Origin of the sequence: Olleya sp. AS48 (assembly GCF_038900355.1) — a bacterium.
GTDB lineage: Bacteria > Bacteroidota > Bacteroidia > Flavobacteriales > Flavobacteriaceae > Olleya.
In genome coordinates, this window is the sequence record NZ_JBBMRD010000007.1 from 13143 (window position 1) to 39370 (window position 26228).

General features: G+C 32.0%; 24 protein-coding genes. 8 read left to right on the plus strand and 16 right to left on the minus strand.

Translation table 11 applies throughout. The annotated features are described in order from the left end of the window. Positions 1–87 precede the first annotated feature (87 nt). Genes porQ through lon form a run of 4 tightly spaced genes read right to left on the minus strand, consistent with a single transcriptional unit; the run spans position 88 to position 5140 of the window. Positions 88–1110, minus strand: a complete 1023-nt coding sequence (gene porQ / locus WNY60_RS09770; protein WP_342862245.1) for a type IX secretion system protein PorQ — start codon at positions 1108–1110, stop codon at positions 88–90. A 55-nt stretch (positions 1111–1165) separates the two neighbouring features. After that, positions 1166–2143: a LysM peptidoglycan-binding domain-containing protein gene (locus WNY60_RS09775; protein ID WP_342862246.1), complete on the minus strand. Its 978-nt coding sequence runs from the start codon at positions 2141–2143 to the stop codon at positions 1166–1168. A gap of 44 nt (positions 2144–2187) precedes the next feature. Further along, positions 2188–2709 carry a LysM peptidoglycan-binding domain-containing protein gene (locus WNY60_RS09780; RefSeq protein WP_342862247.1) on the minus strand — a complete coding sequence of 174 codons (522 nt, stop codon included), beginning with the start codon at positions 2707–2709 and terminating at the stop codon, positions 2188–2190. After that, the gene (lon, locus tag WNY60_RS09785; RefSeq protein ID WP_292948906.1) at positions 2693–5140 is read right to left on the minus strand and encodes an endopeptidase La; all 2448 of its coding nucleotides are present in this window, start codon (positions 5138–5140) and stop codon (positions 2693–2695) included. The genes WNY60_RS09780 and lon overlap by 17 nt, the downstream gene beginning before the upstream one ends. Positions 5141–5433: 293 nt before the next feature. Here lon and WNY60_RS09790 point away from each other — a divergent pair, with 293 nt between their 5' ends. The 4 genes from WNY60_RS09790 to WNY60_RS09805 are packed head-to-tail and all read left to right on the plus strand — an operon-like array spanning position 5434 to position 8362. Further along, the gene (locus WNY60_RS09790) at positions 5434–5988 is read left to right on the plus strand and encodes an RNA polymerase sigma factor (protein WP_145001539.1); all 555 of its coding nucleotides are present in this window, start codon (positions 5434–5436) and stop codon (positions 5986–5988) included. Between the two features lie 5 nt (positions 5989–5993). Continuing rightward, positions 5994–6539 (plus strand): hypothetical protein, encoded by a 546-nt coding sequence (locus WNY60_RS09795; RefSeq protein WP_342862248.1) that lies wholly within the window; start codon positions 5994–5996, stop codon positions 6537–6539. Further along, positions 6523–7605, plus strand: a complete 1083-nt coding sequence (locus WNY60_RS09800; protein ID WP_145001537.1) for a hypothetical protein — start codon at positions 6523–6525, stop codon at positions 7603–7605. Before WNY60_RS09795 ends, WNY60_RS09800 begins: the two co-directional genes overlap by 17 nt. A gap of 22 nt (positions 7606–7627) precedes the next feature. Next, positions 7628–8362 (plus strand): head GIN domain-containing protein, encoded by a 735-nt coding sequence (locus WNY60_RS09805; RefSeq protein ID WP_342862249.1) that lies wholly within the window; start codon positions 7628–7630, stop codon positions 8360–8362. Between the two features lie 73 nt (positions 8363–8435). Here WNY60_RS09805 and WNY60_RS09810 read toward each other — a convergent pair whose 3' ends face one another. From WNY60_RS09810 to WNY60_RS09840, 7 genes are all read right to left on the minus strand, one after another. Beyond that, positions 8436–9266, minus strand: a complete 831-nt coding sequence (locus tag WNY60_RS09810; protein ID WP_145001535.1) for a hypothetical protein — start codon at positions 9264–9266, stop codon at positions 8436–8438. 32 nt (positions 9267–9298) lie between these two features. Further along, entirely contained in the window at positions 9299–10603 is a 1305-nt protein-coding gene (locus tag WNY60_RS09815) for an MFS transporter (RefSeq protein WP_145001534.1), read from the minus strand. Between the two features lie 85 nt (positions 10604–10688). Further along, positions 10689–11522 carry a M48 family metallopeptidase gene (locus WNY60_RS09820; protein WP_292948915.1) on the minus strand — a complete coding sequence of 278 codons (834 nt, stop codon included), beginning with the start codon at positions 11520–11522 and terminating at the stop codon, positions 10689–10691. Positions 11523–11651: 129 nt separating this feature from the next. Beyond that, entirely contained in the window at positions 11652–14057 is a 2406-nt protein-coding gene (locus tag WNY60_RS09825) for a glycoside hydrolase family 31 protein (RefSeq protein WP_145001532.1), read from the minus strand. A gap of 184 nt (positions 14058–14241) precedes the next feature. Then, a complete protein-coding gene (glgB, locus tag WNY60_RS09830; protein ID WP_342862250.1) occupies positions 14242–16152 on the minus strand; it encodes a 1,4-alpha-glucan branching protein GlgB in 1911 nt (636 codons plus the stop codon). 3 nt (positions 16153–16155) lie between these two features. Beyond that, positions 16156–17421 carry a glucose-1-phosphate adenylyltransferase gene (locus WNY60_RS09835; protein ID WP_145001530.1) on the minus strand — a complete coding sequence of 422 codons (1266 nt, stop codon included), beginning with the start codon at positions 17419–17421 and terminating at the stop codon, positions 16156–16158. Between the two features lie 2 nt (positions 17422–17423). After that, positions 17424–18833, minus strand: coding sequence for a glycogen/starch synthase (locus tag WNY60_RS09840; RefSeq protein WP_342862251.1), 1410 nt, complete (start codon positions 18831–18833; stop codon positions 17424–17426). A 135-nt stretch (positions 18834–18968) separates the two neighbouring features. Between WNY60_RS09840 and msrB (WNY60_RS09845) the strand changes: the two genes are divergently transcribed. From msrB (WNY60_RS09845) to WNY60_RS09855, 3 genes are read left to right on the plus strand one after another with little or no spacing between them, the layout of a single operon-like run. After that, positions 18969–19454, plus strand: coding sequence for a peptide-methionine (R)-S-oxide reductase MsrB (gene msrB / locus WNY60_RS09845; RefSeq protein WP_342862252.1), 486 nt, complete (start codon positions 18969–18971; stop codon positions 19452–19454). Further along, positions 19447–19842 carry a peptide-methionine (R)-S-oxide reductase MsrB gene (gene msrB, locus WNY60_RS09850; protein ID WP_339808905.1) on the plus strand — a complete coding sequence of 132 codons (396 nt, stop codon included), beginning with the start codon at positions 19447–19449 and terminating at the stop codon, positions 19840–19842. The genes msrB (WNY60_RS09845) and msrB (WNY60_RS09850) overlap by 8 nt, the downstream gene beginning before the upstream one ends. Then, positions 19835–20362: a DUF1572 family protein gene (locus WNY60_RS09855; RefSeq protein WP_342862253.1), complete on the plus strand. Its 528-nt coding sequence runs from the start codon at positions 19835–19837 to the stop codon at positions 20360–20362. Before msrB (WNY60_RS09850) ends, WNY60_RS09855 begins: the two co-directional genes overlap by 8 nt. Here the strand turns inward: WNY60_RS09855 and WNY60_RS09860 are convergent. Beyond that, positions 20352–21641, minus strand: coding sequence for an NAD(P)/FAD-dependent oxidoreductase (locus tag WNY60_RS09860; protein WP_339808903.1), 1290 nt, complete (start codon positions 21639–21641; stop codon positions 20352–20354). The two genes, WNY60_RS09855 and WNY60_RS09860, sit on opposite strands and share 11 nt — an antisense overlap. 118 nt (positions 21642–21759) lie before the next feature. Here WNY60_RS09860 and lpdA point away from each other — a divergent pair, with 118 nt between their 5' ends. Continuing rightward, positions 21760–23136, plus strand: coding sequence for a dihydrolipoyl dehydrogenase (gene lpdA / locus WNY60_RS09865; RefSeq protein WP_145001524.1), 1377 nt, complete (start codon positions 21760–21762; stop codon positions 23134–23136). Positions 23137–23226: 90 nt separating this feature from the next. Here the strand turns inward: lpdA and WNY60_RS09870 are convergent, their stop codons facing one another. The 4 genes from WNY60_RS09870 to WNY60_RS09885 form a co-directional block, all read right to left on the minus strand. Next, on the minus strand, positions 23227–23865 hold the full coding sequence (locus WNY60_RS09870) for a porin family protein (protein ID WP_342862254.1): 639 nt from the start codon (positions 23863–23865) through the stop codon (positions 23227–23229). A 199-nt stretch (positions 23866–24064) separates the two neighbouring features. Beyond that, complete coding sequence (aroQ, locus tag WNY60_RS09875; RefSeq protein ID WP_028283145.1) at positions 24065–24481, minus strand: type II 3-dehydroquinate dehydratase; 417 nt, start codon at positions 24479–24481, stop codon at positions 24065–24067. A gap of 80 nt (positions 24482–24561) precedes the next feature. Next, positions 24562–25152, minus strand: a complete 591-nt coding sequence (locus tag WNY60_RS09880; RefSeq protein WP_342862256.1) for an outer membrane beta-barrel protein — start codon at positions 25150–25152, stop codon at positions 24562–24564. Between the two features lie 452 nt (positions 25153–25604). Then, a complete protein-coding gene (locus WNY60_RS09885) occupies positions 25605–26228 on the minus strand; it encodes a porin family protein (protein WP_339808901.1) in 624 nt (207 codons plus the stop codon).

The window sequence follows — 26228 nt, forward strand, 5'->3', positions numbered from 1 at the left end:
TCAAAAATAAACATTAATTTTTGAACATTTAAAGATGATTAAAGTAATGATTTATAGTTACAGCCTAGATAAACTTATTATTTAGACTTACTGTAAATCTATATTTAACCCAAAGAAATTTGCGTTGCTTGCTGCTGTATATTTAGCATGTGTATAACTAAAACGTAACTTATTAATTTTAAGACCAAAACCTGCAGACAATCCAGAAAAATTACGTTGGTCTACAATTCTAAGTTCTTCTGCACGTCTAAAATTATAACCTAATCTTATATTAAAGCCTTTATCAGGAAATAACTCGGCTCCTATAATAGTGTGACGCATGACATTATTAATAAACCCTACTTTTTCTTGTGTTTGATTACCTTCTAAATCTGTAGTGACTCTAGCAGGATTAGCTTCTCCAATTGGCCACTGTTGTAAGTTTTCAAAAGTTAAGTGCCAACGCAATGGGACATTTTCTAACGTCTGAGACAATCCTAATGTAATATCTAATGGCAAACTTTCGCGTTGTCCTGCGTAAGTTGTGATTTGTGTACCTAAATTTCTGACTACTAATGCTGCTTGAAACTCTAATTTTTCGTCAACATACATTAAACCTAAATCTGTAGCTATACCAAAAGAGCTGTATTGTTCTAAACTTGAAGTGATAAATTTTAAGTTTCCGCCAAAATAAAAATCTGAATACCCTAATTGTAAGGCGTATCCTAACGATAAAGCTGCTTCTGTACCTGTAAAAGTACCTGTTGCAACTCCATTTTCATCATAACCATCAAAATCACCATAATTAATATAGGTCATTCCAGCATGTAATGTTTGTGTGCGTCTGTCCCAAGTGTAAGCATAAGCAGCAGTACCATAAGTAATACCACCCAAATAGTTACTAAAATTTAAAGAAAATTGATTATCCATTTCTGGATTAATTGCACTTGGATTGTACAAACCTTGAGTGACGTCGTAATCTATATTAGTTAAGACCTTTCCTCCTAATGCTGCTTGACGTGGTGATGAGACTAAATTTAAAAATTGATATGTTGATTGTCCACCTAATTGCGCAAAGCAAATAGTACTAGAAAATAAAATTAAAAGTGGGACAATCTTTTTCTTAAACATAGTTTGCAAAGTAAATAAATCTACATTAAAACGTAGTTATTGTAGATTTATTTTTTTACTTCAATTTTAACTTTTGTCCAATCTTTAAATTGTTGAATTGAATATCATTTAACTTACTTAAGTTTTCAACCGTTGTATTATACCTTTTAGATAAATTATACAAGTTATCTCCTTTTACAACAACATGATATTCAGGTGTTTTATCAGCTTCTTCATTAGTATTTAAAGTATTATTATCTAACACTTCGGTTTCAATGGTTGCCTCTACTTTATCTTCCAAAACAAACTCCTCTGTTTCAAGTTTAGTGTTTTCATTTTCAGTAACGAGCTCTTCTTCTTTAAAAACCGATTTAGTTTCTTCTAATTTAACGTTAGCTTCTTCTTTTAAAATAGCTTTTTGTCTAGCTAACTCTAATTGTTTTTTAGCTTCTTCTAATTGTTTTTTTGCTGCAATTACTTCTGCAGAATCTTCTTCTTGTATTATCACATCTTCTTCCACAACTAAAGGCACTATGTTAGGCTTAGAATAGCTGGTGTTTTTTGGAGCAGGCATTGCTACTTTATTGGTTTGTGTTGGTACTGGAGGTGGTGGTAATGTTGCAGGAGATTCTCCAACTGGTAATCTAGCAATTATACGCTCTTCGCCAACATAGCTAATAACAGGACTACTAGATGGCACCAAAGTACGTTTTACTAATTTAATTTTTTGCCCTAAACTTAGCGCATTATTTGATAACTTATTATCTTGTACTATCTGATCTACGCCTAAATCATGCTTTTTGGAAATTGAAGACAAGGTCTCACCTTGCACTACTGTATGATAAGTTATATCGTTATAAACAACACCACTTGGCGTTGTAGTTAACTCTTCTGGATTAGTATCCGCATGTGATTTAAAAACATATTCGCCTGTCTTAGTCGACATAAAGGCTTCCTTTCCTTCAACTTCTATAGGTAAAAACTCTTCTTCAATGTCTTGAGAAAAACCAATAGTAACAGTTAATAAGGTTAGAATAAATAGTAATTTTTTCATTATAAATTAAATTAATTTTAACAAATATAAACTATTGATTCAAACTATCTTAAAAATAGTGTTTTTCCTACAATTATTATATTATCCTTTATATTATTAAGGCTTTGAATTTTTGAAATTGGCACTTCTGTTTTTTTAGAAATACTATACAATGTATCGCCTTTTTTTACAATCCACACATTACTAACTTTTACTTTAGCTGAATTAGCATAACCTATTTTTAACCTTTGATTTATTGATATCAGGTTAGTACTTAAGTTATTAATTGCTTTAATATGTGAAATACTTACGCCATATTTATTAGATATGGCGTATAGTGTATCTCCTTGTTCTACAATATGGGTTGTTACTAAATCCGTATCACCATTTACTACCTCTTGATGATTGTCTGAATTATCATCAACAAACTGGGTAATTCCCGTTTTGGTGTTTAAAACTGCTGGTTTACCATCCAGTATAACATTAACCAAGTTTTGATCTTGAGCTGAAGCTATTGCTGAATTTAGTATAACTACAATAAAGAACAACCTTTTAAAAAGACTTGATGTCTTATAATTTTTTAGCATTACTTACCTTTTGATTTGTCACTGCAATTTTAATAACATCCAACATATCTGACACATAGTGAAACGTTAGACCTTTTAAATATTCTGGTTTAATTTCTTCTATATCTCTTCTATTGTCTTCACATAATAAAATCTCTTTTATTCTTGCACGCTTAGCAGCTAGTATTTTTTCTTTAATACCTCCAACTGGTAATACTTTACCACGCAATGTAATCTCACCAGTCATTGCTAAGCTTTTCTTTACTTTACGTTGTGTAAATAAAGAGACTAATGACGTTAGCATGGTAACTCCTGCGCTTGGTCCATCTTTAGGTGTTGCTCCTTCTGGTACGTGGATGTGCACATTATATTTTTCAAATACCTCAGGGTTAATATTTAACTCTTCAGCGTGAGCCTTGATAAACTCCATAGCAATGGTAGACGATTCCTTCATTACCTTACCTAAGTTTCCGGTAATATTTAATGCACCTTTTCCTTTAGATAAAATAGATTCAATAAATAAAATATCTCCACCTACTCTTGTCCAAGCTAAACCTGTGACAACACCAGCAACATTATTGTTTTCGTATTTATCACGTTCTAATTTTGGACCACCTAATATTTCTACTATATCATCGTTAGAAATCTTGATATTATATTCTTCTTCCATTGCAATATTTTTAGCTGCATAACGCACCATTTTTGCAATTTGCTTTTCTAAACCACGTACACCAGATTCTCTAGTATAACCTTCTACTATTTTTTCTAGTTGCGGTTTACCTATTTTAATGTGTTTATCTTCTAAACCGTGTTCCTTTAATTGTTTTGGTAATAGGTGTCTTTTAGCAATTTCTACCTTTTCCTCAATTGTATAACCTGTAACATTGATAATTTCCATACGGTCTCTTAAAGCAGGCTGAATAGTATTTAAACTATTAGTAGTTGCTATAAACATAACTTTAGATAAGTCGTAACCCATCTCTAAGAAGTTATCATGGAACTCGGCATTTTGTTCTGGATCTAAAACTTCTAATAATGCAGAAGACGGATCTCCTTGATGAGAGTTGGATAATTTATCAATTTCGTCTAGTACAAAAACTGGATTAGAGGTACCTGCTTTTTTAAGACTTTGCAAAATTCGTCCTGGCATAGCTCCAATATAAGTCTTACGATGTCCACGTATTTCTGCTTCGTCACGCAAACCACCTAAACTCATACGCACATATTCGCGACCTAGTGCTTCTGCTACAGATTTACCCAATGATGTTTTACCAACTCCTGGAGGTCCATATAAACATAAGATTGGCGACTTCATGTCATTACGTAATTTTAACACTGCTAAGTGCTCGATGATACGTTGTTTGACATCATCTAAACCATAATGATCACGATTTAATATTTTTTCGGCACGCTTTAAATCAAATTTATCTTTACTAAACTTACTCCATGGTAAATCTAAAAATAGGTCCAAATAATTGCGTTGTATAGAATACTCTGCAACCTGAGGATTCATACGTTGCATTTTTGCTAACTCTTTATCAAAATGTTTTCCGACTTTTTCATCCCATTTTTTAGATTTAGCACGCTTTTTCATGTCTTCAATCTCCTCAGCATTACCACCACCAAGCTCTTCTTGAATCGTTTTTAGTTGCTGATTTAAAAAGTATTCACGTTGTTGTTGATTTAAATCACTTTGTACTTTCGATTGGATGTCATTTTTAAGTTCTAGCTTTTGAAACTCGACGTTCATATAACGTAATGTTTCTAGAGCACGATCCTTCAGGTGATTCATTTCTAGAAGCGCCTGTTTTTCATCTACATCCAAATTCATGTTAGACGATACAAAATTGATTAAAAACGAATCACTTTCTATATTTTTAATAGCAAACGTCGCCTCTGTTGGTATATTTGGACTATCCTTGATGATTTGTACAGCTAACTCTTTAATAGATTCAATTATTGCTGCAAACTCTTTGTTTTTTGCTGCAGGTTTTGCTTGTGGTACCTCCTTAACAGTTGCTTTAATGTAAGGCTCTTCTGTTATAACAGTATCAATCTCAAATCGTTTTTTACCTTGTATAATAACTGTTGTGTTACCATCAGGCATTTTTAAAACTTTTAAAATTCTAGCTACAGTACCAATTTGATGTAAATCCTCTGCCTTAGGGTCTTCTACATCTTCATCTATTTGAGAAACAACACCAATGACCTTACCGCCTTTATTAGCGTCGTTAATTAATTTAATAGATTTATCGCGTCCTGCAGTAATAGGTATTACAACACCTGGAAACAATACTGTGTTACGTAATGACAAAATTGGAAGTGTTTCTGGCAATTCCTCTTTTGCTATTTTTTCTTCATCTTCTGGCGTCATTAAAGGGATTAATTCTGAATTTTCATCAAAATCTTGTAATGACAAACTGTCAAGCGATATAAAGTTAGATTTTTTCATAGATATATGTAAGCCAAAATGTCACTGTAATCGTTTCATTTAAGCTATTGTGTTTTAAAATTACAAATTAAATTTTTACTATTACACTGATAAACTTATAGTTAACAATAAGTAACAGCATATTTTCAATTATAAAATTTCAATTAATGTGCCATACTTTAAGATGCTACTCTAAATCGCAAAAAGTTTAATACTATCTTGTTATAATCAATAATAAAAAATAAAAATATTTTTTTTAAAAAAAGTGTAACAAAGTGTTTTAACTTTCCTCTTTATATAAAACAAACCATTTTTTGACACTAACCAAACACAATATTGAAGCGCTTATAATGCTTTGCCTATCTGGTAACCAATTAGCACAATTGGAGATTTACAACAGGTATTACAAGGCAATGTATAATACGTCATTTAGAATTGTGAATAATAGTTTTGAAGCTGAAGACATTATGCAAGAATCATTTTTGACTGCATTTACTAAGCTGAATACACTTAAAGAAATAAGCACATTTAGTGCTTGGTTAAAACGTATTGTTGTTAATAATAGCATACATGCTTTTAATAAAAATAAAAAAAATGAAGACGTAGCTCTGGACGATGTATTATATAAAATTGAAGACCATCAAGGCGTTGATACAACAATCGAGTTTACTTCTGTTAAAGCAAAACAAATTTTAGACACTTTAAATACTCTAAAATCTAATTACAGAATTGCATTAACCTTAAATCTTATTGAGGGTTATGATTACGAAGAAATTAGTGAAGTCATGCAAATTAGTTATGCTAATTGCAGAACAACAGTCTCTAGAGCAAAAGAGAGTTTAAGAAAAAAATTAGAACAATTAAATTAATTGTGATGAAAGATAATATAGAACAATTATTTGAAAATTTAGATAGTCAATTTGATATTGAAGTCCCTAATTTGGGACATCAACAGCGTTTTATTGACAAACTAAATAAAACAGAAACTAAAGTAGCTAGTCATAAAACTAATTATTGGAAGCCTTTATTGGCAGTAGCAGCATCTGTTGTGTTAATTTTAAGTATTGTACTTAATATTAAACCAAATACTACCCAAAAGGATTTAGCCAGTATCTCTCCAGAATTAGCAGAAACGCAAAACTTTTTTTCTAATACTATTGCTTTTGAGTTAAACAAACTTAAAACAGAAAAAAGCCCTGAGACACAAAAACTAGTAAATGATGCTTTATTAAGGTTAGATAGGCTTGAATTAGAATACAAAAACTTAAAATTAAACCTAACAGAAAGTGGCGAGGACCAACGTGTCATTTATGCGATGATTACCAACTTTCAAAACAGAATAGACGTGTTACAAAGCACACTTTTACAAATTGAAGCGCTTAAAACATTAAAACAAAACAATTATGAAACTACTATATAAATTATCCCTTTGCCTTTTAATACCTATAGTTTCACTATCTAATAATGGTGATTTAGATGGTAAGCATACTAAGCAAAAAACTCTGAAAAAAGAATATACTGTTACCAAAAACGCAACCTTGAAAATAGATAATAAATATGGTAACTTGGATATTGTAACTTGGACAGGTAATACTATTGCTATAGAAGTCAAAATAACTACCAACGGTAATGACTTGGATGAAGTACAATCTAGATTAGATGAAATTGATGTCGAATTTTCTGGTACATCCAATTACGTTTCTGCTGAGACTTTAATTGGCAAAAAGAAGAAAAGCTCTTGGTGGAATTGGTCTAATAACAACGATGTTAATATGAAAATAAATTACGTTGTTAAAATGCCCATTACAAACCATGTAGACTTAAGTAACGATTATGGTAATATAACTTTAGGAACACTTGAAGGTCGTGCAGAAATAAGTTGTGATTATGGTAAAATTACAACCAAAGAGTTGTTAGCAGATAATAATGTTATCAATTTTGATTACACCAACAATAGTTACTTTGAATATATCAAAAGTGGAAAAATTAATGCTGACTATAGTGGATTTACAGTTGCAAAAACTAAAGACTTAACCATTGTTGCGGACTATACAAAGTCGTTAATAGAAATAGCCGAAAACGTAAATTATAACTGTGATTACGGAAGCCTACGTGTTAATAAATTAAATAGCATTTCTGGTAATGGAGACTACCTTACAGTAGTATTAGGTGACGTGTATAAAAACGTGACTTTAAATGCAGATTACGGTTCTATTAAAATTGGAAAAATGACAAAAAATGCTGGAGATATAAATATTGAATCTGATTATGTTGGTATAAAAATAGGTATTGATCCAGAATACGCTTTTGATTTTGATATAAAATTAGAATACGGAAGTTTGACTGGCGAAGATGACTTTGAGATTAACACCAAAAGTATCAAGCATTCTGATAAATACTATTCTGGATATCACAATAAGAGTAATTCAGGGAACCTAATAAAAATAAACTCAGAGTACGGAAGCGTAACCTTTGATAAAAAATAATAATTTAACAAAATCAATCATCATGAAAACATTTAAACAAACATTAGCATTAACCTTAACACTTTTAGTATTTACATCTTGTAATGCGCAATGGGGAAAAGGAAAAACAATTAAAGGAAACGGAAACCTTACTACAATAACTAGAACAACATCAGATTATGATGCAATTAGACTTGCAGGTTGGATGGAATTTGAATTAGTTGAAGATGAAGAAGGTACAATTACTATTGAAGGTGAAGAAAACCTTTTAGATTATATTTTAACCGAAGTTGAAGGCAACGGGTTAATAGTTAAAACAGAAAACAATATTAATTTAAAACCTAGCGGAAATAAAACTATCAAGATCACCATTCCGTTTAAAGATATTGACAAAGTATCACTTTCAGGCTCTGGTGATGTTACGTCTAATGCAACCATAGTTTCTAAAAATTTTGAAGCTAAAGTATCAGGTTCTGGAGACATTACTTTAGATATACAATCAACTAACGTTGATGCAAATGTCACAGGTTCTGGAGATTTGACATTAACTGGTCAAACAACTAATTTAAATGCAAGTGTGACAGGCTCTGGAGATTTTCATGGTGGACGCTTAATGGCTGACTTTACAGAAGCTAAAGTAACTGGATCAGGTGATGTTGTTGTTTATGCTAAAGAAGCTATCAAAGCAAGAGTAACAGGCTCTGGAGATATTGAATATAAAGGTAGTCCAAGTAAAGTAGACAAAAAAGTTACTGGATCTGGAGATATTAGTAATTAATACAAAACTTAGCTATTAAAAAAGCCACAATTCTAGTTTTAGAATTGTGGCTTTTTTTATTTAAATAAAAATCTTAGTTTAAAATAACATCGTTTAATTCTCCTAAAACATTTGAGGTAATATTATCGTCTGCATCGTAAACACTTCCTTCATATTTGATTAACCCAACATCTTTAGCAAAGTAGTAAAAATACTCAGCAGAGCTATCAGGAGTTCCTGCTAATTGGTAGGTAGTTGTCGCTTTAACTTTAATTACTGGACTATAACTTGTACCATTAACCTCAACAGTACTATCTTTTTCCATGATTTGGCTAGTATAAATTACGTTTAAATTAGTAGTAGGCACTTCAGGTAAATCTTCAATCAAAACTTCAGTAGATGTTGTAATTGTATATGTATTAGTCCAACTTTCGCCTACATTTAAATAGTCTTTTAACATTATAAATCCATAAGCTGACTGAGAAATCTCAATAAAACCACCAACATTAATATTAGTACTTGCTACACTAAAGTGATAATCTCCACCATTTTTACTAGAATATGAGTTTAACTCTACATCTCCAGTTGTTGATCCATCTGTACTTGTAGAATTTTGAAAAAATGAGCTATATAAATATGAAGGAAAACCTAAATAGTCCTCTTGATTAGAAATTTCCATTACAGAATCTTCTTCAGCAACACCATCCACACTGTAGTCGTAAGTCCATTTGTTACCTTCTGCCATAGGCCAATAATCGCCTGTAGTCTCTCCTCCAGGTTCTCCTATAATAACTTCACCTCCTCCAACACTTCCGCCTCCTGTGCTACCACCTGCAGCATCTAATTCAAAACCCTCTAATGGTTCGTTTTCACAACTTAAAAAGACAAAAGCTAAAGATAATAATGGTAGTAATATTTTTTTCATTTTTAATATTTTAGATTATAAACATAATAAAATTAATTTAACTCACCTTGTTTTGGCACTCTAAACAGCAAAAAGATACCTACTAAAAAGAATACAAACAAAAACAATATAGCATTTCGCATACTACCTGTTAATTGATCTATAGTTGCAAAAATTACCATTCCTATAACAATACCAATTTTTTCTGCAACATCAAAAAAACTAAAATAGGATGTAGTATCCTCTGTTTCTGGTAAAAATTTAGAGTATGTAGATCGTGCTAAACTTTGTACGCCTCCCATTACCAATCCTACACAACCAGCTGCTATGTAAAATTGAAAAGGTGTAACCATAAAATAAGCGTAAAAACATAACGCCATCCATATAAAATTAACGATTATAAGCGTTTTAATGTTACCGAATTTTTCGGATGCTTTTGACGTTAAAAAAGCACCTAATATAGCTACCAATTGTATTACTAAAATACTAACTATTAATCCTTGTGTTTTAGCATCAGAGTTTCCCCAAGCAATTTCTTCTTCTCCAAAATACACAGCGACTAACATAATGGTTTGTACTGCCATACTAAACACAAAAAAGGCTGCTAAGTAGCGTTTTAATCTTAAGTTTTGTTTTAGTTGAATCCATACTAATTTTAATTCTTTTAAACCATTAAGTACTATCGCTCTTGTTACCTTTTCACCTGTTTTAACTCCTTTTGGTAATATATAAAATGAATATTGACTAAACCCAATCCACCATACACCAACCATAACAAAAGAATAGCGCATCATTTGCAATTTAGCCTCTCCTGTCTCTTGTGTCATCACCATAGCTAGATTTACTAGTAATAACAAAACGCTTCCAACGTAACCTAAGCTAAAACCTTTAGCACTTATACTGTCTTGTTGTTCTGGAAATGCAATATCTGGTAAGTAAGAATTGTAAAACACCAAACTTCCCCAATAACCAATTAAACCCATAAAATAAAACAACAAACTAATATGAATGGACTCTATACTAAACCAGTATAAACCAATACAACCTAAACCTCCTAAATAACAAAAAAACTTCATGAAATTTTTCTTGTTACCTACGTAATCTGCAATACCAGATAATATAGGAGATGTAAAAGCTACTACTAAAAATGTAAAAGCTGTTACATATGTTATTAATGCTGTGCTTTTAAAAACCATTCCAAAAGCAGGAACCGTTTTTTCTACTTGAGAGACAAAAAGCGCTGAGTAAAATATTGGAAATATTGACGATGCTATAGTTAAGGTATAAACTGAATTTGCCCAATCATAAAATGCCCAAGCATTAAGCAGTTTTTTACTTCCTTTTTTAAGATGTGCCATTAAATAGTAATTAGTTAGTGCTTAAAAATACAAAAGCTGCTCTTATAAAGAGCAGCTTCGAAAGTAATTAAATATTTTTAAAAAACTAGTATTTACCTAAAGGTCTAAAACTAGTTACACCAAATTTTTGTGCTTCTGCTTTAGCTGAAGGAGATAAAGCTGTTAAATTATCAATACGTGTTTGATTTGCTGGATGCGTACTTAAAAATTCTGGTGGTGCTTCTCCTCCACTTGCTTGTGCCATACGTCTCCATAAATTAGCTGCTTCATCTGGATTGTAACCAGCAATAGCTGTAAGGTATAAACCAATTCTATCCGCTTCAGTTTCGTGACTTCTACTAAAAGGTAACATACCTCCTACGTTAGAAACAATACCATAAGATTGATTAAAGATTCCTAAAGTTTTTTCATCATTTGCCAAAGCTACATTACCAACAACTCCTAAGCCTTGTTGTATCATTCCAGCACTCATACGTTGTTGTCCGTGATTTGCTAAAGCATGCGCTACTTCATGACCCATAATTGCAGCAATTGCAGATTCGTTTTCTGCTACTGGTAAAATTCCGGTATAAAACACAATTTTTCCTCCTGGCATACACCAAGCATTTACAACATCTTCTTCAATTAAATTGTATTCCCACTTATAATCATTTAAATAACCTTGTTGTCCATTAGCATTTAACCAACGTTCTGCTGCGACAGATATACGTTGACCAACACGCTTAATCATCTCTGCTCTTGTTGTTCCTGTTTCTACTTTACTTTCTGTTAACACTTGGTTATATTGCGCGAAAGCTGTTGGAAACAATTCTGCATTAGACACAAAAGCTAATGTTTTTTTTCCAGTAAATGGATTAGTAGAGCATGACAAAAACATAACTAATGTTAAGGCAAGCGCTACGCTATTTTTTAATTTCATATTGATTATAATTTATTCTTTTTATAAATCTACAAAAACTTAGCCATATTTTAACAAACGGTATTTTTATTTGCTAACAAAACATCGATTAAAGTCACATATAGTCTTTAAACAGTATATTACTTGTATTTATTTTCCTATTAAATGAATTTCAGAAAAGTTTTTATCAATAACCATAGACACTATTCCGCTGTCTTTAATTTGATCAATAGCTACAGTTTCATTATCTATTTGAATCTCATTAATTTCAAAAGGTAATGCGTGAATATTTAATTTGAAAGTCTTATAAGTCGCTTCATACTTCCCTTCTTTATGCTGTTGAATAATTAATTCCTGAGACTTACCTGTTAATTTAAATGTCCTGAAACTATAACGTCCCTTAGTATAATCATAACCATCATGAGCATCATCAAATAACTGTGACGACTCTTTACCTAACTTAAAGTACACGTCTAATGATAACTCTTCAATTATTGTTTGGTCTACATATTGCTGAACTGGAAATTTAGGTACGATTGCACCTTCTTTTATAAAAATAGGCATACTATCTATTTCTGCATCAACCCATTTTTCTTTTCCTCCTTCTACTAACTCATCGGTCCAAAAGTTATACCAGCTACCTCTAGGTATGTACATTCTGCGACCTTTAGCATTAGGTTCTTGTATTGGGCAAACTAAAATTTGATCTCCATAAACAAACTCATCGGTTCTATAGTGTGTTTGATTATCCTCTTGATCGTACATGACTAGAGACTTTAATATAGGTGTACCATGCTCTACCAAGTTCCAAAAAGCGGTATATAAATAAGGTAAAAGTTGATATCTAATTTCAATAAATTTTCTAACAACATCTGTCACGTCTTCATCAAAAGCCCAAGGTTCTTGATCTCCATGATCTCCAGAAGAATGCACACGACAAAATGGATGAAAAATTCCTAATTGAATCCAACGTGTAAACAATTCGCCTTGAGGCTGTTCGGCAAAACCTCCGATATCACTTCCTGCAAAACTAAATCCTGACATTGCCATACGTTGTGCTTGTACATTTGCTATCCAGAGATGCTCCCAAGTAGCCACATTATCTCCTGTCCAAGTAGACGTGTATCGTTGGGTACCAGAATAAGCTGCTCTAGTTATTACAAACGGACGTTTAGGATAGTTAAACTTTTTCATTCCATGATAAGTAGCTCTAGCCATTTGCATACCATAAACATTGTGTGCTTTTCTGTGACTACACGGATTACCATCATAATCATGACGCACATCATCCGGAAATGTTTTATTTGGCACTTCCATTACAGCAGGCTCATTCATATCATTCCAAACGCCTTGTATACCTATGTCTTCAACTAATTCTTTAAATAATCCTGACCACCAATCTCTAACTTCTGGTTTTGTAAAATCTGGAAAATAACATTCTCCAGGCCACACTTTACCTTTCATGTATGGACCATCAGCACGTTTACAAAAATAATCCTTGTCTAAAGCTTCTTTAAAAACTGAATATTCGTTGTCTATTTTAATTCCTGGATCAATAATAGCTACGGTTTTAAAGCCATCCTCTAACAACTCTTTGACCATGCGTTTTGGGTCTGGAAAGTGGTCTTTATTCCAAGTAAAACATCTAAAACCATCCATATAATCTATATCTAAATAAATGGCATCACATGGTATTTGAAGCTCTCTAAATTTTGAGGTTACCGCTTTAACCTCTGCTTCGGGATAATAACTCCATTTACATTGATGAAACCCTAAAGCCCATAATGGTGGTAATTGATGTGGTTTTCCTGTCAAGTCTGTGTAATTCTCAACAACATCCTGCATTTTTGGACCATAAATAAAATAGTAATTCATCTCACCTCCTTGAGCCCAAAAACTGGTTACGTTACGTCGTTCTTGACCAAAATCAAAATACGATCTAAAGGTATTATCAAAAAAGATTCCGTAAGCTTTACCATGGTGTAAACCTGTAAAAAATGGAATTGCTTTATAAATAGGATCTGTTTCTTTACCAAAAGCATATGAGTCGGTTACCCAGTTTTGAAATCGTTTTCCTTTTAAATTTAAATGGTCAGGCTTATCACCTAAACCAAAGTAACTTTCACGTTCATTAACTGTTTTACTCATTTTAACGATGTTACCACCAAACTCATAGCTTTCTTCCCAATGAAAACCTATTTCATCTTGGTTAATAAGCTCGTCTGTTATAGCATCATATATAGAGACTCTGGCATCTTTTTTAGAGACTTCACATCTCAATTTAGAAGTGATTATAATGTAAAACTCATCATTTTCTACAATTTCTAACTTATTATAACCTGTACTTGCGTATTTGGTTATAGCATAAGAAAAATCGTTATCAAACGTTCCTGTTGTTGTGTATCTAAATCTTAGGACACTATCCCTTAAGACTGTTAATTGAAGTACTACGTTATTTTCTGTATAGAAATATAATGTGTCTACATCTTTTTTAAATTTTATTATTTGTGAAGGAAATAAGTTTCCTTTTTGTTCTAATTCTGTATTTACAATCATAATTGAATGTCCTAATTATTTATAGTAAAAAAACGCAAAATAAACCTGTTACAAAAGCTTTGCTATTAGATATTGTTACAAATTATTAACTATAACGTTTTCGATAATTAAATTTATTAAAACCTTAATTATCAAACAGTAAAAATGAGAATTACATATATAATATAATCGTAATATTCTTTTTTTAAGGTTGATATTTTAAGGCTATCATACCTAAAGGTGGTATTGTAATTTCAACTGAATTTTTTCTAGAATGCCATAGTTTTAATTGGCTAACTATTGACTTATTTTGAAAATCTCCTGTTCCAAAGTATTGCTTATTATCGCTATTAAATACTTCTATTAATTGTCCTTTTTTAGGTAGTCCAATTCTGTAATTATTTAGAGGTACTGGTGTCATATTACAAGCTACAATAATGTTGTCTTTAGGCTTATTTCCTTTACGCATAAACACAATTACAGAATGTTCTGAATCTCCATAATCAATCCACTCAAAACCATCACTTGAAAATTGTTTTTGATAAAGTGCTGGTTCTGTTTTATAAAACGTATTAATATCTTTTATAAATCTATTTAACCCTTTATGCGATGGATAATCCAATAAATGCCAATCAAGACTAGTTTCAAAATTCCATTCTTCACTTTGACCAATTTCAGCACCTTGAAACAATAATTTTGTACCTGGATGAGCAAACATATAACTGTATAACAATCTAACATTAGCAAAACGTTGCCACTCATCTCCTGGCATCCTTCCTAAGATAGATTTTTTACCATACACCACTTCATCATGACTTAAAGGCAGCATAAAGTTTTCTGTAAATGCGTAGGTTAATGAAAAGGTAATGTCATTTTGATGGTGTTTTCTATAAATTGGTTCTTTTGAAAAATATTGTAACGTATCATGCATCCAACCCATCATCCATTTCATTCCAAATCCTAAACCATCTAAAAACACAGGTTTTGAGACACCTGGAAACGCAGTAGACTCCTCTGCAATAGACTGTACATCTGGATAGTTTCCGTAAATTGCTTTATTTAAATCTTGTATAAAAGCTATGGCTTCTAGGTTTTCTCTACCTCCATGTATATTAGATTCCCACTCACCATCTTCTCTACTATAATCCAAAAACAGCATAGACGCTACAGCATCCACACGTAAACCATCTGCATGGTATTGATCTAACCAAAATAAAGCATTGCTTATTAAAAATGATTTAACCTCGTTACGACCATAATTAAATATTAAGCTTTTCCAATCCTGGTGATACCCTTTGCGCTTATCAGGATGCTCATACAAACATGAACCATCAAATAGTCCTAATCCATGGGCATCTTCTGGAAAATGAGAAGGTACCCAATCCAGTATAATTCCGATATCATTTTGGTGTAATTTATCTACCAAAAGTTTAAACTCTTCTGGATAACCAAATCGTGATGTTGGTGCAAAATATCCTGTGATTTGATAACCCCAACTTGGATCGTACGGAAATTCCATTATTGGCATCAGCTCGACGTGCGTAAAATTCATTTCCTTGACGTAATTTACTAAGTCATCTGCCAACTCTACATATGATAAAAAGCGATTATCTTCAACCTGCTTTTTCCAAGATCCTAAATGTACTTCGTAAACAGAATAAGGCGCATCTAAAGCATTTTTTTGCTTTCTGGAGGCCATCCATTTTTTATCTTTCCATGTATAATTATCTTCCCAAACTATAGAGGCTGTACTTGGATTATGTTCGCAACGTCTAGCATAAGGATCTGCTTTTTCTGTCACGCTACCATTAGTGCTATTTTGTATTTTATACTTGTACAAACTGCCTTTACCAATGTTTGGTATAAACCCTTCCCAGATTCCGCTTTTATCCCATCGTACATTTAAAAGATGGTCACCTTCTGTCCATGCATTAAAGTCACCTACTACAGAAACTTGTGTCGCACTTGGTGCCCAAACAGCAAAATAGGTACCTTCAACATTATTAACCGTAGTTATATGAGATCCAAATTTCTCGTATAATCGATAATGTTTTCCAGCTTTAAAAAGATTAATATCAAAGTCCGTAAAAAGACTAAACACAGTGACTTCTGCCATAAGCTATATTACAAATCCATTAGGTATTACAGCTCCTTTTTTAATAACAACAATACCATCTTTAATAACATAGGTATCCGTTTCTTTATTTTCTAAATGCTTTCCACCATTAATTCTAACATCATCTCCTATTCTTATATTTTTATCAATAATGGTATTTTTTATAAAACAACGCTCTCCTATTCCCATTAAAATATTAATCTTATTAGACTCTATTTCTTCTAAAGATTCATAGGAATCACAACCCATCATGTAGGTGTTAATAATGGTGGTTTCTTTACCTATTCTTGATCTAATACCAATGACAGATTTTTCAATTTTAGCAGCATGCACAATACAACCTTCTGCAATAACTGTTCTATCTAAAGCGGTTCCGGATATTTTAGATGTTGGTAATATCCTAGCACGTGTATAGACGCTTTGATCTTTATCGTATAAATTAAATTTAGGTATATCATCCGTCAAGCCTAAGTTAGCTTCAAAAAAAGAATCTATGTTTCCTATATCTGTCCAATATCCTTCAAATTGATAACTAAGTGTTTTATGCTTTGCAATGGATTGCGGAATGATTTCCTTTCCAAAGTCATTTGTATCTGGATTACTCATTAGCTCTACCAATAAATCTCTATTAAAAATATAGATTCCCATTGATGCTAGGTGGTTTTTACCTTGACTTTCCATTTCTGGACTAACGGTTGATGTCCATTCTGGTAGCAATGATGCATCAGGCTTTTCTATAAAAGAAGTAATTACATTTTTATCATCTGTTTTTAAAATCCCAAATGACGTTGCATCCTTAGCATTTACAGGAATAGTTGCTATAGATATTTTTGCTTTAGCTTTAATATGTGCATCAATCATCTCGTTAAAATCCATTTGATACAATTGGTCTCCAGACAAGATTAAGGCATACTCAAAATCATGACTTAAAAAATGATGCATGCTTTGTCTAACCGCATCTGCTGTACCCTGAAACCAACCTTCATTACCTGGTGTTTGCTCAGCAGCTAAAACATCTACAAAAGCCGAACTAAAAAAACTAAAATGATAGGTGTTTTTAATATGACGATTTAAGGATGCCGAGTTAAACTGTGTTAATACAAACATGCGTTTGATATCTGAATTAATACAATTAGAAATAGGAATATCTACCAATCTATACTTTCCAGCAATAGGCACTGCAGGTTTAGATCTAGTTGCAGTTAATGGATATAATCTGGATCCTTGTCCTCCTCCTAAAATTATAGATAACACTTTATTATTAATCATAGTTATTTTTTTAAAGATTGGTATAAATTAATATATGCTTTTGCAGAAACATCCCATGAATGATCAATGGTCATAATATGCTTTCTTATTGATTTAAAGATAGTTGTTTTATTATATAAATCAACACTTCGGGTAATGGCTTTGTAAATTTGCGCTACTGTGACTTCTTTATGACTAATTCCAAAACCCTCATTTTTGTCAATATCTACAATGGTATCTTTTAAACCTCCAATACTTCTCACTACAGGAATTGTTCCGTAACGCAAGGCATATAATTGGTTTAATCCACAAGGTTCAACCCTTGATGGCATTAGTAAAAAGTCTGCTCCTGCATAAATATTATGCGACAGTTTTTCGTCATAGCCAATAAATACATTGTAAAGACCTGTATTATTTTCTTTTAACTGAAGCAAAGCCTGTTCAGCTTCGTCATGTCCAGAGCCTAAAACTAAAACACTACAATTTTCGTCTTCCAATGCTTTTTTTATAGCCAAAGGAAAAACGTCTGCTCCTTTTTCATGCACCAATCGTCCAATAAATGTAATTAACGGTTTGCTTTCATCTAAATTAAAGGTTTTACACAACGCTAATTTATTAGCTAATTTACCAGCTTCTAATGTTTTTATATTATAATTATGATCTATATAATGGTCTGTTTCGGGATTCCAAACAACTGTATCTATTCCGTTTAATATACCTATACATTTATTACTTTCATGTTGTAATAAATCTTGTAGTCCATTGGCCTCTAGTTTTAACTCGTCCATATAACTAGGCGATACAGTGGTTACACGCCAAGCACATTTTATTGCTGCTGCCAAAGGATTTATACAATTGTCCCAATCTAACAATCCTGTTTTTGTAGACTCAAATTCTGGTATTAAATGTAATTTATCATAGCCAAACCAACCTTGGTATTGTGCATTGTGGATAGTAGTAATTACCGGAATTGTATTTAAGCTTTTATATTTAAAACTCTCTTGACACATAAAGGGTATTAATCCAGTGTGGTGATCATGACAATGAATAATATCTGGTAAATCTTTAAATGATAATATCCAATCTAATGTCGCAATCTGAAAGGCTAAAAAGCGATCTGTATCATCTGCAGAATACACATAATTTTTGTGCAAAAGGTTTGGGATATCCACAAAATAAACCTCAAAATCTAAAACTGCAGCTTTAGTTTTTAAAATATTGTAACCTATTTTATGACCATTAAAGTCTAATTTACTTTCATAAATTGACTTAAAATTATTTTTTTGGGTGAAAGCATTATCATAATAAGGCATAATTACACTAGATGTTGCTCCTAGGTTGTTTTGATATTTTGGTAACGCTCCAACAACATCTGCCAAACCTCCAACTTTAGCTATAGGATAACATTCTGCGCTTATATGAAATATTTTCATGTATTACATTTTTATTAGACGTTGAAAAGTTACACTTAAAATCACAAACAGTAAAATGTTATTTTTAAATTAAAATTACGACTGTATTAATTCTATTTTAAGATTTTAGGATATCTTTAAAAAAAAGAAGAAAATATGAAAAAAATTGCATTATTAGTATTTGCATGTGCCTTATTTAATTGTAAAGGCAACGCGCAAGACACAAAAGAAAAAGAAAAAGAAAATTTTGAAATCACTAAAACAGATTCCGAGTGGAAAGCAAAATTATCTGATGCTGAGTATTATGTTTTACGACAAGCAGGAACAGAACGTCCCTTTTCTAGTGCTTTAAATAAAGAGCATAGATCAGGAACTTACCATTGCGCTGCATGTGATACACCTTTATTTAAAAGTGAAAACAAATTTGATTCCGGAACAGGATGGCCGAGTTTTGATCAAGAAATTAAAGGAAATGTAGCATTTGGTACAGATACCAAAATTGGTTATACTAGAGATGAAGAACATTGCGCAACTTGTGGTGGACATTTAGGTCACGTTTTTAATGATGGTCCTAAGGAAACAACAGGAGAAAGACATTGTATTAACGGAGTTGCATTAAATTTTAAACCAGATAATGAGTAATTATAAAGTCACAAAATCAGAACAAGAATGGCGTAATGAGTTAACGGAAGAACAGTACCGTATTTTACGCAAAAAAGGTACAGAAATGCCACATACTGGAAAATATAACCTTCATTTTGAAAATGGAGCCTATGCATGTGCTGCCTGTAACCAACAACTTTTTGAAAGTAACAGTAAGTTTGAGTCTAATTGCGGTTGGCCTAGTTTTGACGAAGCTATTCCAGGTAGCGTTACCAATATACTAGACAAGTCTCATGGGATGATTAGAACAGAAGTAGTTTGCTCTAATTGTGGTGGTCATTTAGGTCATGTATTTAATGATGGTCCAACTGAAACTGGAACCCGATTTTGTATCAACTCGGCAAGTGTAGATTTTAAAAATGAATAATTATATTAGAAGCCTAATCAAACAATTTGATTATTATAAAACTGCTGGAGACAAAACCCTTCAGCAGTTATCATTTAATGAAATGAATTGGCAATCTCACGACAACTCCAATAGCGTATCCATAATTGTAAAACATATGGTTGGAAATATGCTAAGCAGATGGACCAATTTTTTAACTGAAGATGGCGAAAAACAATGGCGACAACGTGAACAAGAATTTGAAGCCACTTATACGAATAAAGCTGAATTAATTGCTGATTGGGAAAAAGGTTGGCAATGTCTTTACGATGCTATTACACCATTAAAAAATAACGATTTAGAGCGTATTGTTTATATAAGAAACGAAAGTCAAACAGTCTCTGACGCTATTTTTAGGCAACTAGGTCACTATTCATACCATATTGGTCAAATAGCCTATATTGGCATTATAATTAAAAATGAAGATTGGCAATCTTTATCCATACCAAAAGGGACTTCTAAAGCATTTAATGACTCTAAATTTAATAAGACTAAGAATTAGACTTTATCTCTTTTTTAAAAGGCCTAATAATTAAACGTGCTTCACGATCAAACCTAATGTAATTATACACCCAATTAATAAAAACAATCATTCGGTTTCTAAAACCTATTAAAAAAAATAGGTGAACAAACATCCAAACAAACCAAGCAAAAACACCCTGAAATTTAAAGTTTGGCAAATCTACAACAGCCTTATTACGTCCTACTGTAGCCATAGAGCCTTTATCTTTGTAAGTAAAAGGTTTCATTGGTTTATTTTCTAACATTTTAAGTAAATTATCACCTAATAACCTACCTTGTTGTATTGCTGGTTGTGCCATCATTGGATGACCATGAGGCGTATTTTCTGTTTCCATTTGTGCTACATCTCCAACCGCAAAAACATTATTTAAACCTTTAACTTGGTTAAACTCATTAACCATAATCCTATTACCTCTAGACACAAACTGGTCTGAGTCCAACCCTTTTATAGCTGCTCCTTTAACTCCTGCTGCCCAAACAACTGTTGCTGCATCAAAGGTTAAATCACTATTTGTAGTTACTGTTTTACCATCATAACCAGTTACTCTTACATTTTTCCAAACATGAACGCCTAATTTTTCTAAAAAATCTTCTGCTTTTTGAGACGCCTGAGGGCTCATTTCTTTTAAAATCTTATCACCAGATTGCACTAAATTAATCTGTGCCAATCGTGTGTCCAAATCTGGATAATCCTTGGGTAAAATACCTTTTTTAATTTCGGCTAAAGCACCTGCTAACTCTACTCCTGTTGGACCTGCACCAACAATAACAAAATTCATTAAAGCTATTCTTTCATTTAAATCCGAAGTTAAAAGTGCGTCTTCAAAATTTTCAAGAATTAGACTTCTAAGATTTAAAGATTGTGGTACGGTTTTCATTTCCATACTATTGGCTTCGATAGATGTATTACCAAAATAATTGGTTTTAGAGCCTGATGCTACTACTAAATAGTCATATTTAAGTTCTCCAATATTAGAAATAACTTTATTTTTTTCTGTATTAATTTCAGAAACATCTGCTAACCTAAAGAAAAAGTTAGGAAAATCTCCTAAAACCTTTCTAATAGGATACGCAATGGAGTCTGGCTCTAATCCTCCAGTTGAGACTTGATATAGCAATGGTTGAAATGTATGATAATTGTGCTTATCTAAAAGAACAACTTGTACTTCTTGTTTAGATAATTTTTTAGCTAACGCAATGCCAGCAAAACCACCACCAATTATTATAATTCGAGGAAAACTAGATTTAGGTATATTCATATAAAAAAACTTGCATGACAAAGGTAATATAAAGTTATAATTTTTTAAGAATCTAAATTCTTTATTCAAATTTGGTTTTGTAACTTCGTAACTTCTTAAAACTACAAAAAATAATAGAATGAGTAAATACGATGTAATTGTTCTTGGAAGTGGACCTGGAGGTTATGTAACCGCAATTCGCGCTTCACAATTAGGCCTTAAAACCGCTATAATTGAAAAAGAAAGTCTTGGTGGTGTATGTTTAAATTGGGGTTGTATTCCAACTAAAGCGTTACTAAAATCTGCTCAGGTTTTTGAATACTTAAAGCACGCAAGTGATTATGGTTTATCTGTAACAGATTATGATAAAGATTTTAATGCTGTTGTTAAACGTAGTCGTGGTGTTGCTGAAGGCATGAGTAAAGGTGTTCAGTTTTTAATGAAAAAAAACAAAATTGAGGTAATCAATGGTTTTGGTACATTAAAACCAGGAAAAAAAGTTGAAGTAGACGGAACAGTTTATAGTGCTGATCATATTGTAATTGCTACTGGAGCACGCTCTAGAGAGTTACCAAGTTTACCACAAGATGGTAAAAAAGTGATTGGTTATAGAGAAGCAATGACATTACCAACACAACCTAAAAAGATGATTGTTGTTGGATCTGGTGCAATTGGTGTTGAGTTTGCATACTTCTACAACTCTATGGGAACTGAAGTTACTGTGGTAGAATACTTACCAAACATTGTACCTGTTGAAGATATTGACGTGTCTAAGCAATTAGAAAAGTCATTTAAAAAGAGTGGTATAAACGTAATGACATCTGCAGAAGTTACTAAAGTTGATACGTCTGGAGAAGGTGTTAAAGCAACGGTTAAAACTGCTAAAGGTGAACAAGTTTTAGAAGCTGACATTATTTTAAGTGCTGTTGGTATTAAAACTAATATCGAAAACATTGGATTAGAAGATGTAGGTATTGCAGTTGATAGAGACAAAATATTAGTTAACGATTACTACCAAACAAATATTCCTGGATATTATGCAATTGGAGATGTAACTCCTGGTCAAGCTTTAGCACACGTTGCTTCTGCTGAAGGAATTTTATGTGTCGAAAAAATTGCTGGTATGCATGTAGAAGCTTTAGACTATGGTAATATACCTGGTTGTACTTATGCAAGTCCAGAAATTGCAAGTGTTGGTTTAACCGAAAAGCAAGCTAAGGATCAAGGATACGATATTAAAGTTGGAAAATTCCCTTTCTCGGCATCAGGTAAAGCTAGTGCTTCTGGAGCTAAAGATGGTTTTGTAAAAGTGATTTTTGATGCTAAGTATGGTGAGTGGTTAGGTTGCCATATGATTGGTGCAGGAGTTACTGATATGATTGCAGAAGCTGTTTTAGGACGTAAATTAGAAACTACAGGACACGAAGTATTAAAAGCAGTACATCCACACCCAACAATGAGTGAAGCGGTTATGGAAGCTGTTGCAGATGCTTATGACGAAGTAATACATTTATAAAAGTTTTAAAATTTATTTTAAACACTTTAAAGCATAAAAAAAGTTCCAGAATTATCTGGAACTTTTTTTATTTATATAGGTTGTATAGGATTAAAACATAAATCCAATACCAAATTGCCACACGTTATTTTTAGCATCGACACCTTCAAATGGTGTACCATCTTCAAAAATATCTGTCACACCTAAGTTATAACGTCCACTTAAGAAAAAGCCATTATCAAACTTATAAGCTGCACCTAAGGCGATACTTGTATCAAAGTCTTTTACGTATGAGTCATCAGAATCAATTTCGATATCTCCACCATCGCTGTTTGGTTGGTAATCAAACTCTTCGTGGATCTTAAATCCAAATTGTGGTCCAGCATCTACACTAAGACCTTTAACAATATATGCTTTTAACAATAATGGTACTTGAATGTAATCTAATTGATACTCGATATTTTCGTCAGTATCCACTATATTATCTTGGTCAATCTCTCTAACATCAAATCCTTGACCAGAATACAATACCTCTGGCTGGAATGATAATCTTTCAGTTAATGGGATTTCTGCAACTAAACCAGCATTAAAGCTAGTTCTAGAATCTAAATCACCTAAATCATCTCCACTAATTGTTGATGAGTTTAATCCACCTTTTATACCTAATTGGACTTCTCTTGAATCCGATTGTGCATTTACCAATGCTAATCCAGAAACAAATAGTGCTGTACTTAAAATTAATTTTTTCATTGTATATTTTTTAAGGTTAATACATCAAAATTACGAACTGCATCTAAGTACAGATGTTCTGTTAACAACGTTTAACAGCAATATGTGTGTATTTAACAGTATTTAATAGAAACCTTATTTTATACTAAAAAATTAAATTTATTTTAAGAGTTATGCTTTTAAAAGTTAAGTAAAGCCTAAATTATTAATGCGCTTTATATTACAAAAAACTTTGAATGGCTAACTCATAGCTTTGCAATCCAAAACCAAGAATAATCCCTTTTGCATTTGGAGACACGTAGGATTGGTGTCTAAACTCTTCCCTACCAAAGGTGTTAGAAATGTGTACTTCGACCACAGGAGTCTCAATAGCTTTTACAGCATCACCAATACCAATAGAGGTATGTGTGTAAGCTGCTGCATTTAAAATTATACCATCATAACTAAAACCAACCTCTTGTAATTTATCAATTAATTCGCCTTCAATATTAGATTGAAAATGCTGTATGGTTGCAGATGGATATTTAGATTGAATTTGATCCAAAAATTCGGTAAAAGATAAGCTACCATATATGTTTGGTTCTCGTTTACCTAATAGATTAAGATTAGGTCCATTTATTATAATTAGTTTTTTCATAAAGTAAAAATACAAAAGTTATGGCATAAAAAAACCGAAGCGATTAAGCTTCGGTCTTTTTATAATAAAGTTTTAAAAACTTAGAATTTGTAAACGATACCAAAGTTGATATCACTTAAGTTTAATCCTACGTTAAAAGTATCAGTAGACTCAGCACCATCAAAATCAGGCTCAGTTGTAGAGTATCCTAAAACACCTACAGAAGCTTCGATAGCGAAGTTTTTAGATACGAAATAGCTAATACCAGGAGCAAAAGCAATGTCAAATCCGTCATACTTAGCATCTGCTAATTTATCTTCTCCTGAAGTATAATCAACACCTAACTCAGTAAATAAAGAAAATTGGCTAGCTGGAGCGAAGTAATATCTTCCAAATACACCAACTGCAAATTCGTTTGCGTCTACTAAATCAGTACCATCATTATCAGAAGATAAAGAAGTATAACCAACTTTTAAACCTGCTGCAATGTTCTCAGATACGAAGTATCCTACTTTTGGAGCAATGTTAAACACGTTTGAATCTAAATCTCCAGTAGTTTCAGTACCAAAACCAACAGAACCAGAAATAAAAACATCTCCTTTTTCGAAACCACCAACAGTAGCATCATCTTGTGCATTAACACTTGTAAATCCTAATACTGCGATTGCAGCTGTAAATAATAATTTTTTCATAATTAAATTTAAATTTTAAATTATTTGAGCTTACAAAATTAGGAGCAATTAAGAGTTTAAACAAGAAAAATAACACAAAAGAAACACGGTTATTAACAAGTATTTATAAATCAAAACATTAAAAATAAAATTTAACGTTTTATTTTGATAAAATTTATGTTAAGCCTTACTATCAGAAAGATTATATAAAAATCAAACACTAGTTATTGTTAAATAAACACGCCTTAATTCAGCATTAAAATCACTTTATTAACAATTTTATGAACAATATTATTAATAATTAATTAGATATATTGCAATCATTAAAAAAGCATTAAAATCACATACATAATACAAGATTTAAATTCGTTTATAAAAGCCAAAACTTATAATTAATTTGGATATTAAATATGGAACAAAAAAAACCGAAGCTATAAAGCTTCGGTTTGATGTAATATATATGTTATGTTTTCTTAGAAGAAAAATCCAACTGATACTTGGAAAACAGCATTTTGATTTTTTAAATCATCAGAACCTTCTCCATCGTTAACGTTAGATAATCCTAAGTTATATCTAGCTCCAAAATTAAGTCCACTTTCTAATTTGTAACCTAATCCAAAGTTTACACCAAAATCAATTGAATTTGTAAAGTCTTTTATGTCATTTGTTTCAGATTCATTAAATTCTGGAAACTCTTTGTTAGTATATTCATATTCAGCTTCAGAATTAATTAAGAAACCAATTTGTGGTCCAGCTTCAATACTAAATCCTTCAGCAACATAATATTTAGCCATTAATGGAAGGTTAATGTAATCATATTTAATTGTGTACTCTTCTTTATCAAATTCATCCTCAAATGTATCTGAAGCTCCTTGAGCAGAATATAGAAGTTCTGGTTGGAATGAAAACTTTTCAGAAATCATAATTTCAGCAACAACACCTACATGAAATCCAGTTTGAGATTCTATCCCATCAGTTTCATCACCAGTAATAGTCGCAAAGTTAACACCAGCTTTTGCACCAAAATTGATGTCTTGTGCATTTACACTTGTCATCCCTAATACAGCAACTGCTGCGATTGTAAATAATTTTTTCAT